The organism is Bacillus sp. FSL R10-2780, assembly GCF_038006125.1.
Classification (GTDB): domain Bacteria; phylum Bacillota; class Bacilli; order Bacillales; family Bacillaceae_G; genus Bacillus_A; species Bacillus_A cereus_U.
This window is the reverse complement of the sequence record NZ_JBBOUQ010000001.1, coordinates 2,332,762-2,351,238: the sequence shown is the minus strand read 5'-3', so window position 1 is coordinate 2,351,238 and position 18,477 is coordinate 2,332,762. Positions and strand designations below refer to the sequence as shown.

Below are 18,477 nucleotides of genomic sequence, written 5' to 3'. Positions count from 1 at the left end.
CCCTTTTTTCATGAATGTAAACATGGCATTGGCTATGCACCATTCTATTTATTTTATTACGAGTATAAGAAATAAATGAACGGTGTTTTTCTACAAGTAATATAGTTATCATGCAAACAGTATGAAAAAATCTTACTGTTAAGAAGTGAAATAAAAAACAGAAACTATGTTTAATAGTTTCTGTTTTTTTATTTTGTCAATTAAATGTAACAAACGACGATTATGATTTGAATCAATTGAAAATAATTCAATCGCGTTAATAAATACAATTTTTAATGAAATGTCCGGTAGGAGGAAAAGGAATGCTTAATAAAATAATTTTAATTACTGGTGGTACAGGTTCGTGGGGGCATGAACTTATAAAACAACTATTAGAAAAATCACCGAAAGAAATTAGAGTTTTTTCAAGAAATGAAACAGTTCAGTTTGAAATGCAGCAACAGTTTATAAATGAAGATAGATTGAAATTTATTATTGGAGATATTCGTGATAAAGACCAACTCGTATATGCTTGCCAAGGTGTACATTATGTATTCCATCTTGCAGCTTTAAAACATGTTCCAGTATGTGAGTATTATCCTTATGAAGCTATAAAAACAAATATACATGGTACGCAAAATGTAATTGAAGCATCAATCCAGAAGCAAGTTGAGAAAGTTATATATGTTTCAACTGATAAAGCGGCCGACCCATCAAATACGTATGGGATGACAAAAGCAATTGGTGAAAAGTTAATGGTTCATGCGAATGTGCAAACGAAGAAAACAAAATTCATTTGTGTTCGTGGTGGAAATGTTTTAGGGACGAGTGGAAGTGTGGTACCGCTCTTTAAAAAGCAAATTAAAAAGTCTTCACAGGTAGGGATTACTGATGAAAATATGACTAGATTTTTCTTAACAATTGAAGATGCTGTTGGATTGTTATTTAAAGCAGCATCTGAAGGAAGAGGAGGGGAAATCTTTGTTATGAAAATGCCAGCATGTAAAATAACGGATTTAGCAAAAGTATTGATTGAAGATTCGAAAAAAGAAAACGTGAAGATAAAAGAGGTAGGGATAAGACCTGGTGAAAAATTAAGTGAAATGCTTTTATCTGAGGTAGAGAGTAAAACAAGTATTAGTTTTGATCAAAATTATTTTGTGGTACTACCGACTATTCCTATAGAAGGACTTCAAGAATATTATGCTAGTTATCCGCTTGTGGATGTGAAGAGTTTTAGTTCTCAACAAGACTTACTTGCAAAACATGAGGTGAAACAAATGTTAGAAAAAGGAGGATTTTTACTATGAAAAAAAATGTGAGCCTTTTAATAACTGGTGCAAATGGCTTCACAGGGCGCCATGCTTGCCAATATTTTTTAGACAAGGGCTTTCATGTAATTCCTATGTTTCAAAATCGTTCACATAGAGAAAAATGCAGGAATGGAATTACTTGTAATTTAACTAATAAGGGCGAAGTAATGAAGGTAATTAAACAAATAAAGCCAGACTATGTATTGCATTTAGCAGGAAGAAATTCGGTCATAGAGTCTTGGACAGCTGCTCTTGAATACATGGAGATTAATGTGATAGGGACGTTATATTTATTAGAAGCAATTAAGCAAGAAGCACCCCATTGTAGAACATTAGTTATAGGATCTGCATTGCAAGCAGATAGTATGAACAACATAAAATTTTCAAATCCATATAGTTTAAGTAAAACTATGCAAGTAATCGTCGCAGAGGCTTGGGGTGGGTTAATGGATTCAAATATTATCATTGCAAAGCCCTCGAACTTAATTGGTCCAGGAGTATCGAATGGTATTTGTTCTATTCTGGCAAAAAAAATGATAGATATAGAGTCGGGTAAAAGTGAACCAATTATTGAAGTAAACAGTTTGAAAGATAGTAGGGACTTTCTAGATGTACGTGATGTAGTTAAAGCGTATCATGTGTTATTACGTGATGGTATAAATGGAAAAGAATATAATATTGGATCAGGAGTAAAACGATCTTTATTAGATGTACTAGAACAATATAAAGGATTAACACAGCTGAACTTTACTATAAAAGAAACAGATAATTTTGAGAGTGACTCAAATAAAAGTTTAGTGTTAGAGGATATAAAAAAGTTAGGTTGGGTCCCGAAAATCCAATTTCATCAATCATTGAAAGATGTACTTGAGTATGCGAAGCACAGTGACATCTGCATTCAATGAAAAATAAAAAAGGGTGTAAGAAGTATATGAATAGTTATGAAGCAATAGATAATCAAAGTACGCTATTTCTTTCGATTGTTGATACGCTGGATTGGAAAGATGAAGAAGCGCATGTGTTGCACCTCTATGAGGCAATAAATCAATATCGAGCGTATGTGGAAGAAAAAAAGGTTAATCGAATAAAGCGAGCACTAGAGACTAGAACTAGGCATGTGATTCAAGTTTTTGCTCAGTATGAGTGTAGTGAGTATGGAAATGATTTTTATGAACTCATCAAAGATCTCTTACAAGATATAGGACTTGAGTTAAAGATTAATATAAAGCTAGATTTTTAATGATAAAGGTGGATATAAGTTATGAATAAAAAGATTCTCTTTACTGGGGGCGGTACAGCCGGACACGTAATGATTAACATGGTATTGATTCCTAAATTTATGGAAAAAGGATGGGGAGTTGAGTATATTGGATCTCAAAATGGAATTGAAAAATTATTAGTTCAAAATGTTAAGTATAATAGTATTTCAACAGGGAAGCTTAGGAGATATTGGGATTGGGAGAACTTTAAAGATCCTTTTAAAATTATAAACGGTTGTTTACAAAGTTATAAATTAATTAAGAAAATGAAGCCTGACGTTATCTTTTCGGCAGGAGGATTTGTTTCAGTTCCTGTAGTTATAGGGGCATGGTTAAATCATGTACCTATCGTAATACGTGAGCCAGATAGTACGTTAGGGTTAGCAAATAAAATAGCATTACCTTTTGCTACAAAACTATGCACAACATTCCCTCATACAGGGGAGAATGTAAGTAATGAGAAAAAGGTTTATGTAGGACCAATTGTAAGGGAAGAAATTGAGAGCGGTAACGTATTACGAGGAAGAAGCTATTGTAAATTTAGGCAAGATAAACCGGTACTGTTAATAATGGGTGGGAGTCAAGGTGCACAATGGATAAATGATATGGTAAGGAAAAGTTTAGATACATTATTATTAAGTTTTAATATTGTTCATATGTGTGGTAAAGGGAAGGTGGATCCATCTATTGGAATGGAAGGTTATATGCAATTTGAATATATAGGCGAAGAGTTGCCGCATATACTGAATATGGCAAGTGTTGTAGTTTCCAGAGCGGGTTCTACTGCTATTTCTGAATTGTTATTTTTGAAGAAACCGATGTTGCTTATTCCGTTAACTAATGGTTCCAGTAGAGGGGATCAAGTTTTAAATGCTGACTATTTTGCACGACAAGGGTATGCGGAAGTATTACTTCAGGATAGAATAAGCGCCAGTACATTTACAGATGCGGTAAATAAGTTGTATGCCAATAAGGAGAGATATATTCAAAACATGAATGGATTTAAGAAAACAAATGATGAGGGAATTCATCAATTAATAGATATAATAAATGAAGTGGTGAAGTAATAGAAATTTAAATAGAAAAACAAAAGGAAAGAAGGTATCTTCTTTCCTTTTTACTATAGTTGTTCAAATTCATTGTTACTTATGCCGATTATATTCTGTATAGAGCTATATACTATGGACGAATACCGTTTTCTAACAGCTTAGTAAATTCATTTGTATAAATAGGTTTACTGTAATAATAACCTTGAATAAACTGACATTTATTTTTTTGAAGGAAATTTACGTGTTCTTTCGTTTCTACACCTTCAGCAATGACAGACATTCCTAATGTATGTGCTAATGTGATGATCGTTTTAATGATTTCCATTCCATCTTCACACGTTTCAGACATTGTAATAAATTCTCTTGGGATTTTTAACGTATCGATTGGATATAAAGGTAAGTAGGCTAGGGAAGAATAGCCTGTACCAAAGTCGTCGATTGAAATGTGAATCCCTAAATTTTTTAGTGTACGCAGTTTTATCAATGTTTCTCTCTCATCCATCATTGCAATTCGTTCTGTTAATTCTAGATCAAGGGAACTTGCTGGTAAGCCTGTAGTTGCTAAAGTAGAAGAAATAGATTTTACAAAGTCTTCTTGTTCAAATTCTTTAGCAGATAAATTTACTCCTATTTTCAAATGAGAATATCCGAGTGTGTGCCAACGTTTCATTTCCTGACAGGCTTGCTGTAATGTCCATTTTCCTATTGGAATAATTTGTAGTGTTTCTTCGGCGATAGGGATAAATTCATACGGAGAAATAACACCTAATTCGGGATGGTTCCATCTGATTAAAGCTTCGGCACCGATAATTTTATTTGATTTGCTATCAACTTGAGGTTGATATAAAAGGAACAATTCTTCATTTTGAATTGCGTTTGGTAAATCTTTCTCTAATCGTAATCGTCTTTCGATTTTTTTTGCGATTACATCGTCATAAATAGAGACAGAGTTAAGCTCTTTTTCCTTAGCATCATACATTGCAACATTAGCGTTTTTTAAGAGTGTAGCGGTATCAATTCCACCAGATGGATATATAGCGATGCCGATACTAAGTGATAAAGTTAATTTATGCTCATGTAGGACAAACGGTTTTTTCATGCCTTCAAATAATTGGTTACATAACTTGAATAAGGAATCATGGTCCGTATAGTTTTCGATTAAAATTGTAAATTCATCGCCACCGATTCTTGACACAAGAGTATGTGATGGAAGACATGATTGGAATCGCTTTGCTACCTCTTCTAATATGTAATCACCTGACGAATGCCCCAGTGTATCGTTAATTACTTTAAAGCGGTCTAAATCTAAATATAATAATGCGAACTCACTTTGTGCTGTTTTAGCATTTTTTATAACTTTTCTTAATTTCTTATGAAAAAAGGCACGGTTCCCAATTTTCGTTACAGTATCATGGAATGCTAAGTATTTAATTTCTTCTTGTTGTTTTTTTAATGCGGTAATATCCTTTACCATAATATAGCTTCCTGAAATTTGTCCATCTATCATAATAGGAACGATGGTAACGTATAAAAAATAAGTAAAGCCATCTTTATATTGAGAACTAAGTTGTAAAGATGCGGATTCTTGTTGTTTAACCTTTTCTAATGCAGATGCTAGTTTATGTTTATCTTCTTTTAAAATAATCGAAAAACATGTTTCACCAAGTAACTCGTTTGTTGGCGCTCCAAGTAGCATACTCCCGGCTTTATTTACATTTAAGAATATTCCATTTAAATCAATCGTAAAAATAGGATCAGGATGATATTCATATAATGATTTAAACTTTTGTTGTTTTTGAGATAGAGCCTCTGATTTATGGACTAAATCAGAAGTCCTTAAAGTAACTTTTTCTTCTAGTTGAGCATTAAATGCTTGTAGACGTTTTGTTAGAGTAGCGTTTTGCATACCTACAATAGAATGTCGAATAAGTACAAAAACAAAAGCGATACAATTTCCTGTAATGAGAGTGGAAGATGATGTTTGTTCTTTTAATGTAAACCCGATTAGTATTGCAACAGCAAGATAGGGAAATACGACTAAAACTTTCTTTCCTAGTATAGGGTTTACAATGAAATAATTTTTATGGCTGTTATCATCTTCTGAAATAGACCCAGCTATTGCGATAAGCAATATAGGTATTCTATATAAAAGACGTAAAAATGTTATAGTGTCAGTTGATAAATGGGTATTTAAGTAAAAGTAAATATAGTTAAAAGTTGCAGAACTAATTAATACAAAAATAAAGATATAAATTTTCCGCTTGGACTTAAAAATTGTTGGGCGGAAAAAGAGACTAACACCTAGTAGAAGAAATAATAGATCTGCAATTGGATATAGAAATGAAAGGAAAACATCTCCGAGTGAAAGTGAGAATATATTTAAATTTGGCTGATTAAATAAATACCATTCTAATGTGAATATGGAAGTAAGTACTATACATATATCACAAATAAAGAAAGCTTTTTCCCATTTATTGCATTCTTTTAAGATTTTATAGCAGAAAGCGATAAGACAGAAGAATAGAAAAAACATGTAAAATACATCAGAAACAGCAAAATGATGTATTGGAAGTTCGAAAAAGGTATCTTGATACGTATATACTACTTTTCCTAATAAAAAACTACCAATTGCAATTGTAATACATATCCAAAAAGGATTTGAACTAACTTTTTTAGAATATATAGAGTAAATTAGCGATATAAATGTAATGGCTTCAACGATGAGTGAAGCGAAGCGTACATTGAAATTTGAAAAATGAGTAGGGAACAGAAAGAAAAACATAAAATAGATTGAATAGCATATTAATGTTGTAATTAATATACATAGTTGTAAATTTTTATTTAATTTCAATAAAATCACCTTCTTTAAGTATGCACTATATTCGTAATATCTATACATAATAATATTACTTAAGGATTGTATCAGATTTCCTTATAAAAAGCATGCTTATAAGGAAAAAATAAGAGTGTAATACTTCTTGAAATTGAAAAAATGTTACATTTAATGATTTTTAGTGTATCAAGATTTTAGATGAAAATTGTATATTTAGTCATCCTGTATATTTTAAAGGTTTTTTAGTGCTTTGCAAGTGGAGATGCAAATTTGCATATAAAGTGAAACTTTAATCAGTTGGGGTTTTGTCCATCCCACTGATTTTTAGCCCTCACCAATCGGGCTTTTACGGGCAGCCTGACTCCCACATAACTTCCTCGTGTTCGCCGAATTTTGAGGTGGGAGTCTTACTGCCTGCAAATAGCGGGATAAAATGATGGGAACTTCTCTCTAGATGAGGTGAGTTTTTCGTTATTATAGAGTATTAAGTAAGACCTTTGTATGTAGCTATTCTCATACTAATGAGGGATTAAAGAAACGTGTTGATTATATACAATAATATGTAATACAGTAATTAATTTTTAATATGGAGGGAAAATCATGATGAAATGGGTGAAGTTTAGAATAGCACGTCCAACTGATAAATTTGAAGAGGTTATAGCATTCTATGAAAAAGGATTAGGTTTAAAACGTATAGGTGAATTCTACGATCATGATGGCTATGATGGGATCATGTTCGGTCTACCAGATGAAGAGTATCATTTAGAATTTACAAGACATATAGATGGAAGCCCTTGTCCGGCTCCAACAAAAGACAATTTACTTGTATTTTACATGCGTGAAGATAGTGAAATGAAAAAAGTGAGTAAAAGGCTGCATGCAATGGGATACGATGAAGTAGAACCAGAAAATCCATATTGGAAAGATAAGGGGATAACGATAGAGGATCCGGATGGTTGGAGAATTGTGTTAATGAAAATAGAAGAATAAAGGGTAATGAAACAAATAAGAATAAGGTTTCGAATTTCGATAAGGTAAAAATATATTGGCTTCCTTCTCAGAAATAAAACTAGGAGGAAGCTTTTTGGATTTTAAGTCTGAAAATTAAAATTTGAAAAAATGTTATGAAAAGATATAAAGTAAGAACGTATATTCCTATTGGTTTGAGACAGTTGTCTTTAAAGATAAATATAAAACTAGGGAGGTTTTTTTATGATATGCCGGATTAGAGACGCAGAAATATACTATGAAATTGTGGGAGAAGGTAAACCAGTCATTATCATACATGGTTGTGCTCCTGACCATAGGTTAATGAAGAGATGTATGGAATCAGTATTTCAGAAATATGAAGGTTATCAAAGAATTTATATTGATTTACCTGGCATGGGGAAATCGAATGCTCCAGATTGGATAAATAGTTCAGATCGTATAGTAGAAGTGCTTATCACATTTATTGAGGAAATCATTTCTGCTGAAGAATTTTTATTGGTAGGAGAATCATACGGGGGATATTTAGCTAGAGGGATACTTTCAAAGATGTTTGAGAGGGTTAATGGATTATTATTAGTATGTCCTGTTGTTGTAGCACAACCAGGAAAAAGACTTCTACCAGATAAACAGGTAATTGTAAGAGATGAGGAATTTTTAAAAACGCTCACTTCAACCGAAAGGGAAGAATTTTGCGAATTAGCAGTGGTAGCGAATGAATATACATATAAGCGATTCAAAGAAGAGATTAAGCCGGGTCTAGATGTTGCTAATAATGAATTTATTGAAAGATTACAAAAGAATTATTCTCTTACTTTAGACTTCCATCGTAAGAAATATGAGAAACCAGTTCTATTGTTAGCTGGGAGACAAGATATATCAGTAGGTTATCAAGATATTGTACGAATTATTGAAGATTACCCAAGAGCAACATTAGCGGTGTTAGATATGGCGGGACATAATTTGCAAATTGAACAGCCTGATCTATTTGAGAGTTTAGTTTGGGAATGGATTAGACGAACAGTTTAGCAAAGTTCATAAAATAGTTTAAAAGAAGAATTAATTAATATTTTGATTGTACTCAAGTTTTGAGACGGCAGAGATTAAAATAAGTAATTAACTTATAAATATTTTCAAGGAGGACTTATGAATACATATATCTATATGGTTAGGCATGGTGAATCACCAAAATTAGAAGGAGATGAAAGAACATGTGGATTAACTGAGAAGGGAACTTTAGATGCTCATAGAGTAACATCGACGTTCTTTCTGGAAATAAGGAGGGAATTCAGTTAAACAAATACACAATTAGTTTTAGTGAGCCTGGGAAGTATGTTATTAGGGTCAATGGTTGTATTTATAATGATGTATATACTTTTATTGTGAATGAGTAGTATATGCTCTTGATGTTTAATTAAATATATATTATCGGATGAAAAAAGAAACACCCTATTTGCGGTGGGAATCGTAAGTAGGGTGAATTATTTGTAAGAAAGTTAATGAAAAGAGTAATTGGTATTAAGTTATGTTTTATGTATTTTCATTAATTTGCTCTGGGTTTTTGTTATGTAAAGTATGTAAGAGTGTTTGAAATATCTTAAATGATTGCTGAAAGATTGGACTTTGAATAAAAGTGTATAGAAAAGTTACGATGAAAACAGGACCTCCTAGCATATATCCAATAACTAGTACAACGCATTCTACAATGATTCGAGCCCGGCTAATAGACAGTCCAGTTTTGTCAGAAATAGTAAGCATGAATCCGTCACGAGGTCCAGCACCAATTCCAGCCGCAACGTACATACCGCCCCCAATACCTGTAATTACAATACCAGAAAACAAAATGAATAAATTTATCCATAAATAATCAGTAGCGTTTGGAAGGATGTTTGATTGTAAGAAAAAGTCCATAATAGGGCCGATAAGCAATGCATTTAAAAATGTGCCTACGTTTATATATTTTGGATCTATTAGTAAAGAAATAAGTACGAGGCATAACCCGCATATAACACTCCAAGTACCAAGTGTCCATCCGAATCGTTCATAGAGAGCCATATTTAAAACTTCCCAAGGATGTAACCCGAGGAATTTAACTTTGACTGCAAGAGCGTTTCCGAGCCCAAAGAAAATTAATCCTAAGAAAAAAAGAAAATAGCGAAAGAGAGTTAGTCTCATTTTTTAAACCTCCCATTATATAATTATGTATATTACATGTTAGAATTTTAATGTGCAAATATTATGTATTTTTATGTTTTTTTAAAAGTGTTAACAATGTACATGAAATATACATCTTCACAGTCAAAAAAGTTAAAATATTTCGTTATAAGGATTATAATAGAGAAAGAAATATAAAAAGGAGTGAACGAATTTGAAAAAAGAACTTATTGAAAGATTTACGAGATATGTGAAGATTGATACACAATCAAATGAAGAAAGTCATACAGTGCCAACAACACCAGGACAGATTGAATTTGGTAAGTTATTAGTAGAAGAGTTAAAAGAGATTGGATTATCGGAAGTGACGATGGATGATAATGGTTATGTAATGGCAACACTTCCTGCAAATACAGATAAAGATGTTCCTGTAATCGGTTTTTTAGCACATTTAGATACAGCAACAGACTTTACGGGGAAAAACGTAAAACCACAAATTCATGAAGATTTTGATGGTAATGCGATTACGTTAAATAAGGAGTTAAATGTTGTATTAACACCTGAACAGTTCCCGGAATTACCATCATATAAAGGACATACAATTATTACAACTGATGGTACAACACTTCTTGGAGCAGATGATAAAGCTGGTCTTACAGAAATCATGGTGGCAATGAATTATTTAATACATAATCCGCAAATTAAGCATGGGAAAATAAGAGTAGCATTCACACCAGATGAAGAGATTGGCCGTGGACCATCTCATTTTGATGTAGAAGCGTTTGGTGCATCATTTGCTTATACGATGGACGGAGGTCCATTAGGTGGTTTAGAATATGAAAGTTTTAACGCTGCAAGCGCTAAGTTAACTTTTAAAGGGACAAATACACATCCTGGAACAGCGAAAAACAAAATGCGCAACGCAAGTAAACTCGCTATGGAATTTGATAGATACTTGCCAGTAGAAGAAGCGCCAGAATATACTGAAGGGTATGAAGGGTTTTATCATTTACTTTCTTTAAATGGTGATGTTGAGCAAAGTAAAGCTTACTATATTATTCGAGATTTTGATCGTAATCATTTTGAAGCGCGTAAAAATAACATCCAAGATATTGTGAAAAACATGCAAGAGAAGTACGGCGAAGATGCAATCGTTTTAGAGATGAATGATCAGTATTATAATATGCTTGAAAAAATTGAACCGGTGAGAGAAATTGTTGATATTGCGTATGAGGCAATGAAAAGTTTAAATATTGAACCGAATATTCATCCGATTCGCGGCGGGACAGATGGATCTCAATTATCATATATGGGATTACCAACACCAAACATTTTTACTGGCGGTGAAAACTACCATGGTAAATTTGAATATGTTTCGGTAGATACTATGGAAAAAGCTGTTCAAGTTATTGTAGAAATCGCAAGACGATTTGAAGAGCAAGCTTAAAAAGAGAACCAAGTAGTCATGAAGTACTACTTGGTTCTTTTCTATAGTAAAAAATACAAGGTGAAACTTGTTTACAAGACATGTGTAAAAGGGGGAAATGTTATGAGTGAAAATCAGTATCATGGTTATATAGGGACATATACAAAGGCGGATAGTAAGGGGATTTATAAATTTATACTTGATACGAAAATTGGAAAGATTAAAGGGATTGAATTAGCAGCTCATATAGGAAATCCAACATATGTAACGATTAGTCATAACAACGAGTACCTTTATTCTGTTGCGAAAGATAATGGATTAGGTGGAATTGCTAGTTTTTCCATTCATAATAAAATGGGTAATCTAGATTTGATTAATACACAACTTTTAGAAGGGGCATCGCCGTGTCATTTAAGTGTGGATCGAGAGAATAGTACAGTAGTAGCAGCGAATTATCATAAAGGAACAGTTGAATCTTATATAGTGAAAAAGGGTAGTGGAAGTATAAATACTGCTACGACAATTGTAGAACATAAAGGTTCAGGACTGAATAAGGAAAGACAGGAAAAGGCACATGCTCATTATGCGAATTTCACTCCTGATGAAAAATATGTAGTAGCAGTTGATTTAGGAATAGACAAGGTGATTACATATAAAGAAAGTGATGGAGGATTAATGGAAGCTGCTTGTTTATCTGTTAAACCTGGTAGCGGTCCGAGACATCTTGTATTCCATCCCAATAAACATCTTGCATACGTTATGACGGAACTAAGTTCAGAAATTATTGTACTGCAATATGATGCACAGAGTGGCAGTTTTAAAGAAAAACAATACATTTCGACATTACCTGAAGAGTATAGTGAAGAGAGTTATGGAAGTGCAATTTATATTTCTTCTGATGGCAAATTCGTTTACGCAGCAAACAGAGGACATAATAGTATCGTAGTTTTTCGAGTGAACGAGCATAATGGGGAGCTAACTTTTGTTGAAACAGTATCGACAGAAGGAGATTGGCCACGTGACTTTTCTTTAGATCCGACCGAAAGATTTTTAATTGCTGCGAATGAAAAATCTAATACATTGACTTTATTTACTAGGAATGAATTTACAGGTAAGTTAATGCTTGTACAGACGGGCATAAATGTTCCAGAACCAGTATGTGTGAAGTTTTTACATGTGAAAAAATAGATAGGTTTTCCTATCTATTTTTTATTAGGAAATTTTAATATAGCACCCGCCACAAATAAAAAGTCGCGTAAGACTCCCAACTTGTCCAATTTGCTGCAAATTCTTTTATTTCATTTTTAGTCGGTTTCTTTTCGGAACCTGTAATAAATTTGATAGCATTATGCAGGCCGACATCATCAATTGGAAAGGCTGAAGGGAATCGTAAACAACGCATCAAAACATAGTGAGCAGTCCATGGACCTATACCGCGAATGCTAGTTAATTGTTTTTCAGCTAGCCTCACATCTTGTATTTCTAATAGAGATTCTTTTGATAATTTACCTTCTGTAATGAGCTGTGCGATGTCAATTAAGTATTCACATTTTCTTGTAGTCATTTTTAATAATGCGAGATCTTCTACACTTAGATTTGCTATTACTTCAGGTGAGGGGAATATCCAATGTTTTCTATCGTTCCATTCTACATAAGTGCCAAAGTTTTCGACTAATCTTCTTTTTAGAGTATAGGCATATGTGAGGTTAATTTGTTGACCAATAATTCCCCAGGAAAGTGCTTCAAATAAATCTGGAATACCTAATGTGCGAAGCCCATAATACTCTCGAATAGGACCTTGAAGGAGTGGGTCATGTTTTGCTAATTTATAAAAGGGAGCTAAATCCGTAGTTAAATCAAACCACTCTTTTACATAGTTAGCTATAGCATCGCATATCCATTTTTTAGAGATATATGATTCTCCTAAAAAACGCATTTGAATATTGCCATCAGTATTTATACTAATTTCAACAAAAGGATTTACATCTTGAACAGGGATGACTTTATAAATTTTGTTATCTTCAATGTGAAACATACATTCATTTTTAGAACGTGATAGATAGCGTAAATTTTCTTGGAAACTAAATTCTTTCGGAACTGCTAAAGTCAATGTGCTACTATATTCTGCTGTCATATGAATTTCACCGGTAACTTTTCTAATGTAAGCAATTCTTTCTTCATTTCTAATCCGCCTCTAAAACCAGTTAGTTTGCCATCTTTTCCTATAACGCGATGGCAAGGAATTGTAATAAGAAGTGGGTTGGCAGCAATAGCAGAAGCAACGGCACGTACAGCTGTAGGTTTTTGAATTCTTTCTGCAATTTCTGAATAAGAATATGTTTTTCCGTAAGGAATTTCACGTACCGTATTCCAAACAGATAATTGAAATTCAGTTCCGTAAGCATCAATAGGCAATGTGAAAGTTTCTCGCTTGTTTTCTAAATACTCGATAACTTCTTTTGTATATGTTTGCAGGTAATCTGGATTGCGAGTCAATATATGTTGTGGCAGTTTTTTTCTAGCCCACAAATTTAGTTCTTCAAAGTTTTCGTCTTGAGATCCAATGAAACATAGTCCATTTTCAGTTGCAGCAATATGCAAGCGCCAATTTTTATGTGTAATTAGCGTCCAATATATAGATTTATTTTTATAGGAATTCATTATTGTATCCCTCTTTCATTTCGTTCTTTTTTCGATATTCAGTAGGAGTAAATCCGGTTTTCTTTTTAAATAAAGTTGCGAAATACTCCGTGTTTTCTATCCCGACAGCAGTACTAATTTCCTTAACGGATTGATTTGTATGTGAAAGATATTCTGCCGCTTTAACAATCCTAAATTGCTGTATATATTCTATGGGACTTATTCCTATCAGTCTTTTGAAAGTGCGTTGTAAATGAAAAGGGCTACCGTGGCACATTTCTGCAAGTAGGCCGAGAGTTAGTGCTTCGTCATAATGTTTTTCGATATAGTCTTTAATTTGTTCTACCCACTCTTCATTAGGTAAAATTATCCCATTTGGTTTACAACGTTTGCACGGACGAAAGTGTTCATGCAGTGCTTGCTCTGCATTTAGAAAAATTCGTACGTTGTTTTTATTCGGTATTCTCGATTTACACGATGGTCGGCAAAAGATCCCGGTTGATTTCACAGCATAAAAGAACTTGTTATCATATGAAGAATCATTATGAATAATTGCTTGCCAATACTCATTTGTTAACGAAAACCCTTCATTATGCAAAGATCATCACCTCTGAAATTAGTATAACCTGAATCATGTGCGTATGTACGTATTCACAAATGTAAGAGCAAGATTACAAAGATGAAAATATGATTCTTTTTCTATTTTGTGATAGCATGAAATTTGGAAGTGAACATCAAGAGGAGGACTATAAGTGAAGTTAATTTCATGGAATGTAAATGGTTTGCGAGCAGTTATTGCAAAGGGTGGATTTTTAGAATATCTCGAAGAATCCAGTGCAGATATATTTTGTTTACAAGAGATTAAATTACAAAGTGGACAAATTGATTTAAATCTAGATGGATATTATACATATTGGAATTATGCTGTGAAAAAAGGATATTCAGGAACGGCTATTTTTACGAGAAAAGAACCGATTGCTGTTACATATGGTTTAGGTATTGAAGAGCATGATCAAGAAGGAAGAGTTATTACTTTAGAATTCGAAGATTTTTACATCATAACGTTATATACGCCAAACTCAAAACGAGGATTAGAGCGTTTAGATTACAGAATGGAATGGGAAGATGATTTCAGGGCCTATATTAAGCGATTAGATGAAAAGAAACCAGTTATTTTTTGTGGAGACTTAAATGTTGCCCATAAAGAAATAGATTTAAAAAATCCGAAAAGTAATCGAAAAAATCCTGGTTTTTCGGATGAAGAAAGAGAGAAGTTTACAAATATTTTAGAAGAAGGCTTTGTTGATACATATCGCTTTTTATACCCTGATCAAGAAGGAGCATATTCATGGTGGTCATACCGTATGGGAGCAAGAGCGAAAAATATCGGATGGCGCTTAGATTATTTTGTAACTTCTGAAAGGCTAAAACATAAAATTACCGATGCGAAAATTAATAGTGAAGTGATGGGATCAGACCATTGTCCAGTTGAATTACATATAAATTTCTAAAAAAAGAAGTATCTCCCTAATATTAGGAGGATACTTCTTTTTTAATTCAGTTTGTTGAAATTTTTCAAATCATTCTTGAAATAATTGCATATTAAATATATACTTAGTAACGATAATCATTATCACTAGGAAAGATTATCAATGGGTGAGGTGTAAAAGAATTATAGTTTAGGGGAAGTGAATGAGAATGAGTTCCGGATAAAATTATTAATCTAATGAAATATATGTTTGGGACAAGTTTCATGTAGTTAAGTTTTCATATGAAAATAATCTATTTACAAGTTTTGAGAGGAGATATATAAAGATGAACAAGAAGTTATTTACATTAGGGATGGTTACAGTTTTAAGTGTAGGTTTAGCAGCATGTAATAGTACGGATAAAACTTCAGGGGAACAAAAGCAACAGACAAAAGCTACGGAAACAAAAAAAGATGAAAAACGAAAAATTACATATTTAGGTAAAGAATATACAGTACCAGCAAAAGTAGATAAAATTGCGACAGCTAGTTTAGAGTCGATGGAAGATGCAGCAGTACTTGGAATTAAACCAGTCGGTGCAATTACTGTAGGTGGTAAATTACCAAAGTATCTTGAAAAAGAATTAGAGGGTGCAAAATCTGTGGGTGAAAAAATGCAACCTAATTTTGAAACATTACTTCAATTAAAACCGGATGTTATTACATCTAGTACGAAATTCCCAGCAGAAACAGCTGAAAAGTTTACGAAAGTAGCTCCGACGTTCCCGGTATCACACGTTTCAACAGATTGGGAAGATAACTTAAAGTTAATGGGAGAATTAACTGGTAAAAAAGATAAAGCAGAAAAAATTATTAAAGATTACAATGCGGACGCTGAAAAAGCAAAAGCAAAATTAGGAGATAAGTTAAAAGACAAAAAAGTACTTGTAATTAGACTAAGAGCAAATGAATTATTCCTATATCCAGAAGGAGTATACTTCAACCCTGTAATTTATAAAGATCTTGGACTAACTGCTCCAGAACAACTTAAAACTGTAAAAGCACAAGAGAAAATTTCATTTGAAAAACTTGCTGAACTTAACCCAGATTATATTTTCTTACAATATGAGGAAAGTGAAAATAAAAACCCGAAAGTGCTAGAAGAAATTGAAAGCAATCCAATTTGGCAAAGTATGAATGCTGCAAAAGAAAAGAAAGTATTTGTAAACGTTGTAGATCCAATGGCACAAGGTGGCACAGCTTGGAGTAAAACAGCATTCTTAAAAGAAGCAGTGAAAAATTTATCTAAATAATACAATAAGTAAGGTGCGTTGAATGATATGCAGAAAACGAATGCGGTACCAGTAACCATTTTATGTATAGCGCCCATATTGATTTTATTTACAGTTATACTTTCTGTTTTATATGGGGCGAAAAACATTGATGCTGAAACAGTGTGGAATGCTTTATTTCATTTTGATTCAAGCGATGTAAATCATAATATTATTATTACTTCACGTTTACCAAGGGTAGTTGCAGCTCTTTTAGTCGGAGCATTTCTAGCCATATCAGGAGCACTTATGCAGGGGATGACAAGAAACTATCTTGCATCCCCTTCTATTATGGGTGTGACGGATGGTGCAGCCTTTGTTATTACACTTTGTATGATTTTTCTTCCGGGAATGTCATCAATCGGTATGGTTTTATGTTCAATGATTGGCTCAGCGCTCGGGGCAGGTATAGTGTTTGGTTTTGGTTCACTCCTTCAAAATGGCTTATCACCTGTTAGGTTAGCGATTATAGGAACGGTTATTGGAACATTTTTAAGTAGTTTATCAGCCGCGATGGCTTCGTATTTCCAAATTTCTCAAAATGTTAGTTTTTGGTTTAATGCAAAGTTAGATCAAGTGGACCCTAATATCATTAAAATCACGATACCATTTGGGATAATTGGTATAATTTTAGCACTTTTAATATCAAAATCTATTACCATTCTTTCTTTAGGAGAAGAAGTTTCTATTAATCTAGGGCAGCGTACAAAACTAGTTAAAGCGATGGCAATTTTATCAGTTATTTTTTTAACAGGAACAGCAGTTGCTTTAGTGGGGAAAGTTGGTTTTGTAGGTTTAATTATTCCACACATTACGCGCTTTATAATTGGGGTAGATTATAAGTGGATTTTGCCTTGCGCAGGCGTTATTGGTGGAGTTTTCTTAGCATTATGTGACGTTTTAAGTAGATTTGTAAACTATCCATTTGAAACACCAATTGGAGTCGTTACTTCCTTAATTGGAATTCCATTCTTCCTTTATTTAATCCGTACAAGAGGAGGAGAGAGACATGCTTAAAAGTTCAAGTCAACGTTTTGGAATGACAATGGGGATTAGTATATTTTTAATACTATGTGCTATTTATATTAGTTTAACGAATGGTACGTTTGATATTACGATTACAGATGTATTTAAAACACTCTTTAGAATAGATCCAGTACCAGACCATGATTTAGTTATTTTTGAGTTTCGCCTTCCGCGCATTGTAATTGCTGGATTAGTAGGATTAGGCCTAGGTGTTGCGGGTGCTGTAATTCAAGGGATTACGAGAAATGGATTGGCGGACCCAGGTATTTTAGGAGTGAATGCCGGAGCAGGTACAGCCATCGTAATTTTCATGTTCTTCTTTCAAGGGCAATTAAAGAGCACAGACTGGGTTTCTATTATGATGATGCCGATGTTTGGTTTAGTCGGTGGGCTAGGAGCCGCTATAATAATTTATCTGTTTTCTTGGAAAAACGGTAAGTTAGACTCGCAGCGTCTTTTATTAACAGGGATTGCAATTGGATCTGGATTTGGAGCGTTTTCTATGTATTTATCGCTCAAAATGAAGTCAACTGATTTCGAGATGGCTGCAGTTTGGGTGTCTGGAAGCATATATAGTGCAAACTGGAAGTATATTGTTGCTATGTTGCCGTGGCTTATCATATTAATTCCGCTTATACAAAAGAAAGCTTATTTATTAGATTTATTTCAATTGGAAGAAACGAGTATTACGAGTTTAGGTGTTGCAGTAGAACGAGAGAAATCAATTTTACTATTAAGTAGTATCGGACTGGTGAGCGCATGTGTTGCTGTTTCAGGAAGTATTGGTTTCATTGGACTAATGGCACCGCATATAGCGAAAAGACTTGTCGGTATTCAGCATAAGCATATAATTCCTACGTGCGGAGTAATCGGAATGTTCCTTGTAATTGCTTCAGACTTTATTGCAAAAACAGTTTTCACACCTGTAGAGTTACCAGTTGGAATCGTTATTTCTATTGTCGGTGTACCGTATTTCTTATATTTACTTTATAAGGCGAAAGCGTAAGAGGAG

General features: G+C 33.4%; 17 protein-coding genes and 1 pseudogene. 13 read left to right on the top strand and 5 right to left on the bottom strand.

Annotated elements, in window-relative coordinates:
• Positions 1–302 precede the first annotated feature (302 nt).
• The 4 genes from NSQ47_RS12215 to NSQ47_RS12200 are packed head-to-tail and all read left to right on the top strand — an operon-like array spanning position 303 to position 3,618.
• Positions 303–1,289: a UDP-N-acetylglucosamine 4,6-dehydratase family protein gene (locus NSQ47_RS12215; protein WP_002111308.1), complete on the top strand. Its 987-nt coding sequence runs from the start codon at positions 303–305 to the stop codon at positions 1,287–1,289.
• A complete protein-coding gene (locus NSQ47_RS12210; RefSeq protein ID WP_002160792.1) occupies positions 1,286–2,197 on the top strand; it encodes an NAD-dependent epimerase/dehydratase family protein in 912 nt (303 codons plus the stop codon). Before NSQ47_RS12215 ends, NSQ47_RS12210 begins: the two co-directional genes overlap by 4 nt.
• Complete coding sequence (locus NSQ47_RS12205; RefSeq protein ID WP_341037055.1) at positions 2,194–2,532, top strand: DUF6572 domain-containing protein; 339 nt, start codon at positions 2,194–2,196, stop codon at positions 2,530–2,532. The genes NSQ47_RS12210 and NSQ47_RS12205 overlap by 4 nt, the downstream gene beginning before the upstream one ends.
• Positions 2,533–2,553: 21 nt before the next feature.
• Positions 2,554–3,618, top strand: coding sequence for an undecaprenyldiphospho-muramoylpentapeptide beta-N-acetylglucosaminyltransferase (locus tag NSQ47_RS12200; RefSeq protein WP_002199579.1), 1,065 nt, complete (start codon positions 2,554–2,556; stop codon positions 3,616–3,618).
• Between the two features lie 112 nt (positions 3,619–3,730).
• Here the strand turns inward: NSQ47_RS12200 and NSQ47_RS12195 are convergent, their stop codons facing one another.
• Positions 3,731–6,451, bottom strand: coding sequence for a bifunctional diguanylate cyclase/phosphodiesterase (locus tag NSQ47_RS12195; RefSeq protein ID WP_078181505.1), 2,721 nt, complete (start codon positions 6,449–6,451; stop codon positions 3,731–3,733).
• 582 nt (positions 6,452–7,033) lie between these two features.
• Here NSQ47_RS12195 and NSQ47_RS12190 point away from each other — a divergent pair.
• The 3 genes and pseudogenes from NSQ47_RS12190 to NSQ47_RS12180 form a co-directional block, all read left to right on the top strand.
• On the top strand, positions 7,034–7,423 hold the full coding sequence (locus NSQ47_RS12190) for a VOC family protein (protein WP_002111302.1): 390 nt from the start codon (positions 7,034–7,036) through the stop codon (positions 7,421–7,423).
• A gap of 222 nt (positions 7,424–7,645) precedes the next feature.
• Positions 7,646–8,449 carry an alpha/beta fold hydrolase gene (locus NSQ47_RS12185; RefSeq protein ID WP_341037049.1) on the top strand — a complete coding sequence of 268 codons (804 nt, stop codon included), beginning with the start codon at positions 7,646–7,648 and terminating at the stop codon, positions 8,447–8,449.
• 117 nt (positions 8,450–8,566) lie between these two features.
• Positions 8,567–8,677 (top strand): annotated as a pseudogene (locus tag NSQ47_RS12180) (histidine phosphatase family protein); the annotation flags it as partial.
• A gap of 273 nt (positions 8,678–8,950) precedes the next feature.
• Here NSQ47_RS12180 and NSQ47_RS12175 read toward each other — a convergent pair.
• Positions 8,951–9,595, bottom strand: a complete 645-nt coding sequence (locus NSQ47_RS12175; RefSeq protein WP_341037048.1) for a YczE/YyaS/YitT family protein — start codon at positions 9,593–9,595, stop codon at positions 8,951–8,953.
• 193 nt (positions 9,596–9,788) lie between these two features.
• Here NSQ47_RS12175 and pepT point away from each other — a divergent pair, with 193 nt between their 5' ends.
• On the top strand, positions 9,789–11,021 hold the full coding sequence (pepT, locus tag NSQ47_RS12170) for a peptidase T (RefSeq protein WP_088099444.1): 1,233 nt from the start codon (positions 9,789–9,791) through the stop codon (positions 11,019–11,021).
• 102 nt (positions 11,022–11,123) lie between these two features.
• Positions 11,124–12,188, top strand: a complete 1,065-nt coding sequence (locus tag NSQ47_RS12165) for a lactonase family protein (RefSeq protein ID WP_341037046.1) — start codon at positions 11,124–11,126, stop codon at positions 12,186–12,188.
• Positions 12,189–12,222: 34 nt separating this feature from the next.
• On the opposite strand, the gene NSQ47_RS12160 is transcribed toward NSQ47_RS12165, so the two are convergent.
• Genes NSQ47_RS12160 through NSQ47_RS12150 form a run of 3 tightly spaced genes read right to left on the bottom strand, consistent with a single transcriptional unit; the run spans position 12,223 to position 14,238 of the window.
• Positions 12,223–13,134, bottom strand: a complete 912-nt coding sequence (locus tag NSQ47_RS12160; protein ID WP_341037044.1) for a DNA-3-methyladenine glycosylase family protein — start codon at positions 13,132–13,134, stop codon at positions 12,223–12,225.
• Positions 13,131–13,661, bottom strand: a complete 531-nt coding sequence (locus tag NSQ47_RS12155) for a methylated-DNA--[protein]-cysteine S-methyltransferase (protein WP_078172971.1) — start codon at positions 13,659–13,661, stop codon at positions 13,131–13,133. The genes NSQ47_RS12160 and NSQ47_RS12155 overlap by 4 nt, the downstream gene beginning before the upstream one ends.
• Complete coding sequence (locus NSQ47_RS12150) at positions 13,648–14,238, bottom strand: bifunctional transcriptional activator/DNA repair enzyme AdaA (RefSeq protein ID WP_078172972.1); 591 nt, start codon at positions 14,236–14,238, stop codon at positions 13,648–13,650. The genes NSQ47_RS12155 and NSQ47_RS12150 overlap by 14 nt, the downstream gene beginning before the upstream one ends.
• 154 nt (positions 14,239–14,392) lie before the next feature.
• On the opposite strand from NSQ47_RS12150, the gene NSQ47_RS12145 reads away from it, so the two are divergent.
• The 4 genes from NSQ47_RS12145 to NSQ47_RS12130 all read left to right on the top strand — a co-directional run bounded on the left by NSQ47_RS12145 (position 14,393) and on the right by NSQ47_RS12130 (position 18,471).
• Positions 14,393–15,151 carry an exodeoxyribonuclease III gene (locus NSQ47_RS12145; protein ID WP_078172973.1) on the top strand — a complete coding sequence of 253 codons (759 nt, stop codon included), beginning with the start codon at positions 14,393–14,395 and terminating at the stop codon, positions 15,149–15,151.
• Between the two features lie 304 nt (positions 15,152–15,455).
• Entirely contained in the window at positions 15,456–16,421 is a 966-nt protein-coding gene (locus tag NSQ47_RS12140) for an iron-hydroxamate ABC transporter substrate-binding protein (protein ID WP_078172974.1), read from the top strand.
• Positions 16,422–16,448: 27 nt separating this feature from the next.
• Positions 16,449–17,456: a FecCD family ABC transporter permease gene (locus tag NSQ47_RS12135; protein WP_078172975.1), complete on the top strand. Its 1,008-nt coding sequence runs from the start codon at positions 16,449–16,451 to the stop codon at positions 17,454–17,456.
• Entirely contained in the window at positions 17,449–18,471 is a 1,023-nt protein-coding gene (locus tag NSQ47_RS12130; protein WP_098777270.1) for a FecCD family ABC transporter permease, read from the top strand. Before NSQ47_RS12135 ends, NSQ47_RS12130 begins: the two co-directional genes overlap by 8 nt.
• Positions 18,472–18,477: the final 6 nt, after the last annotated feature.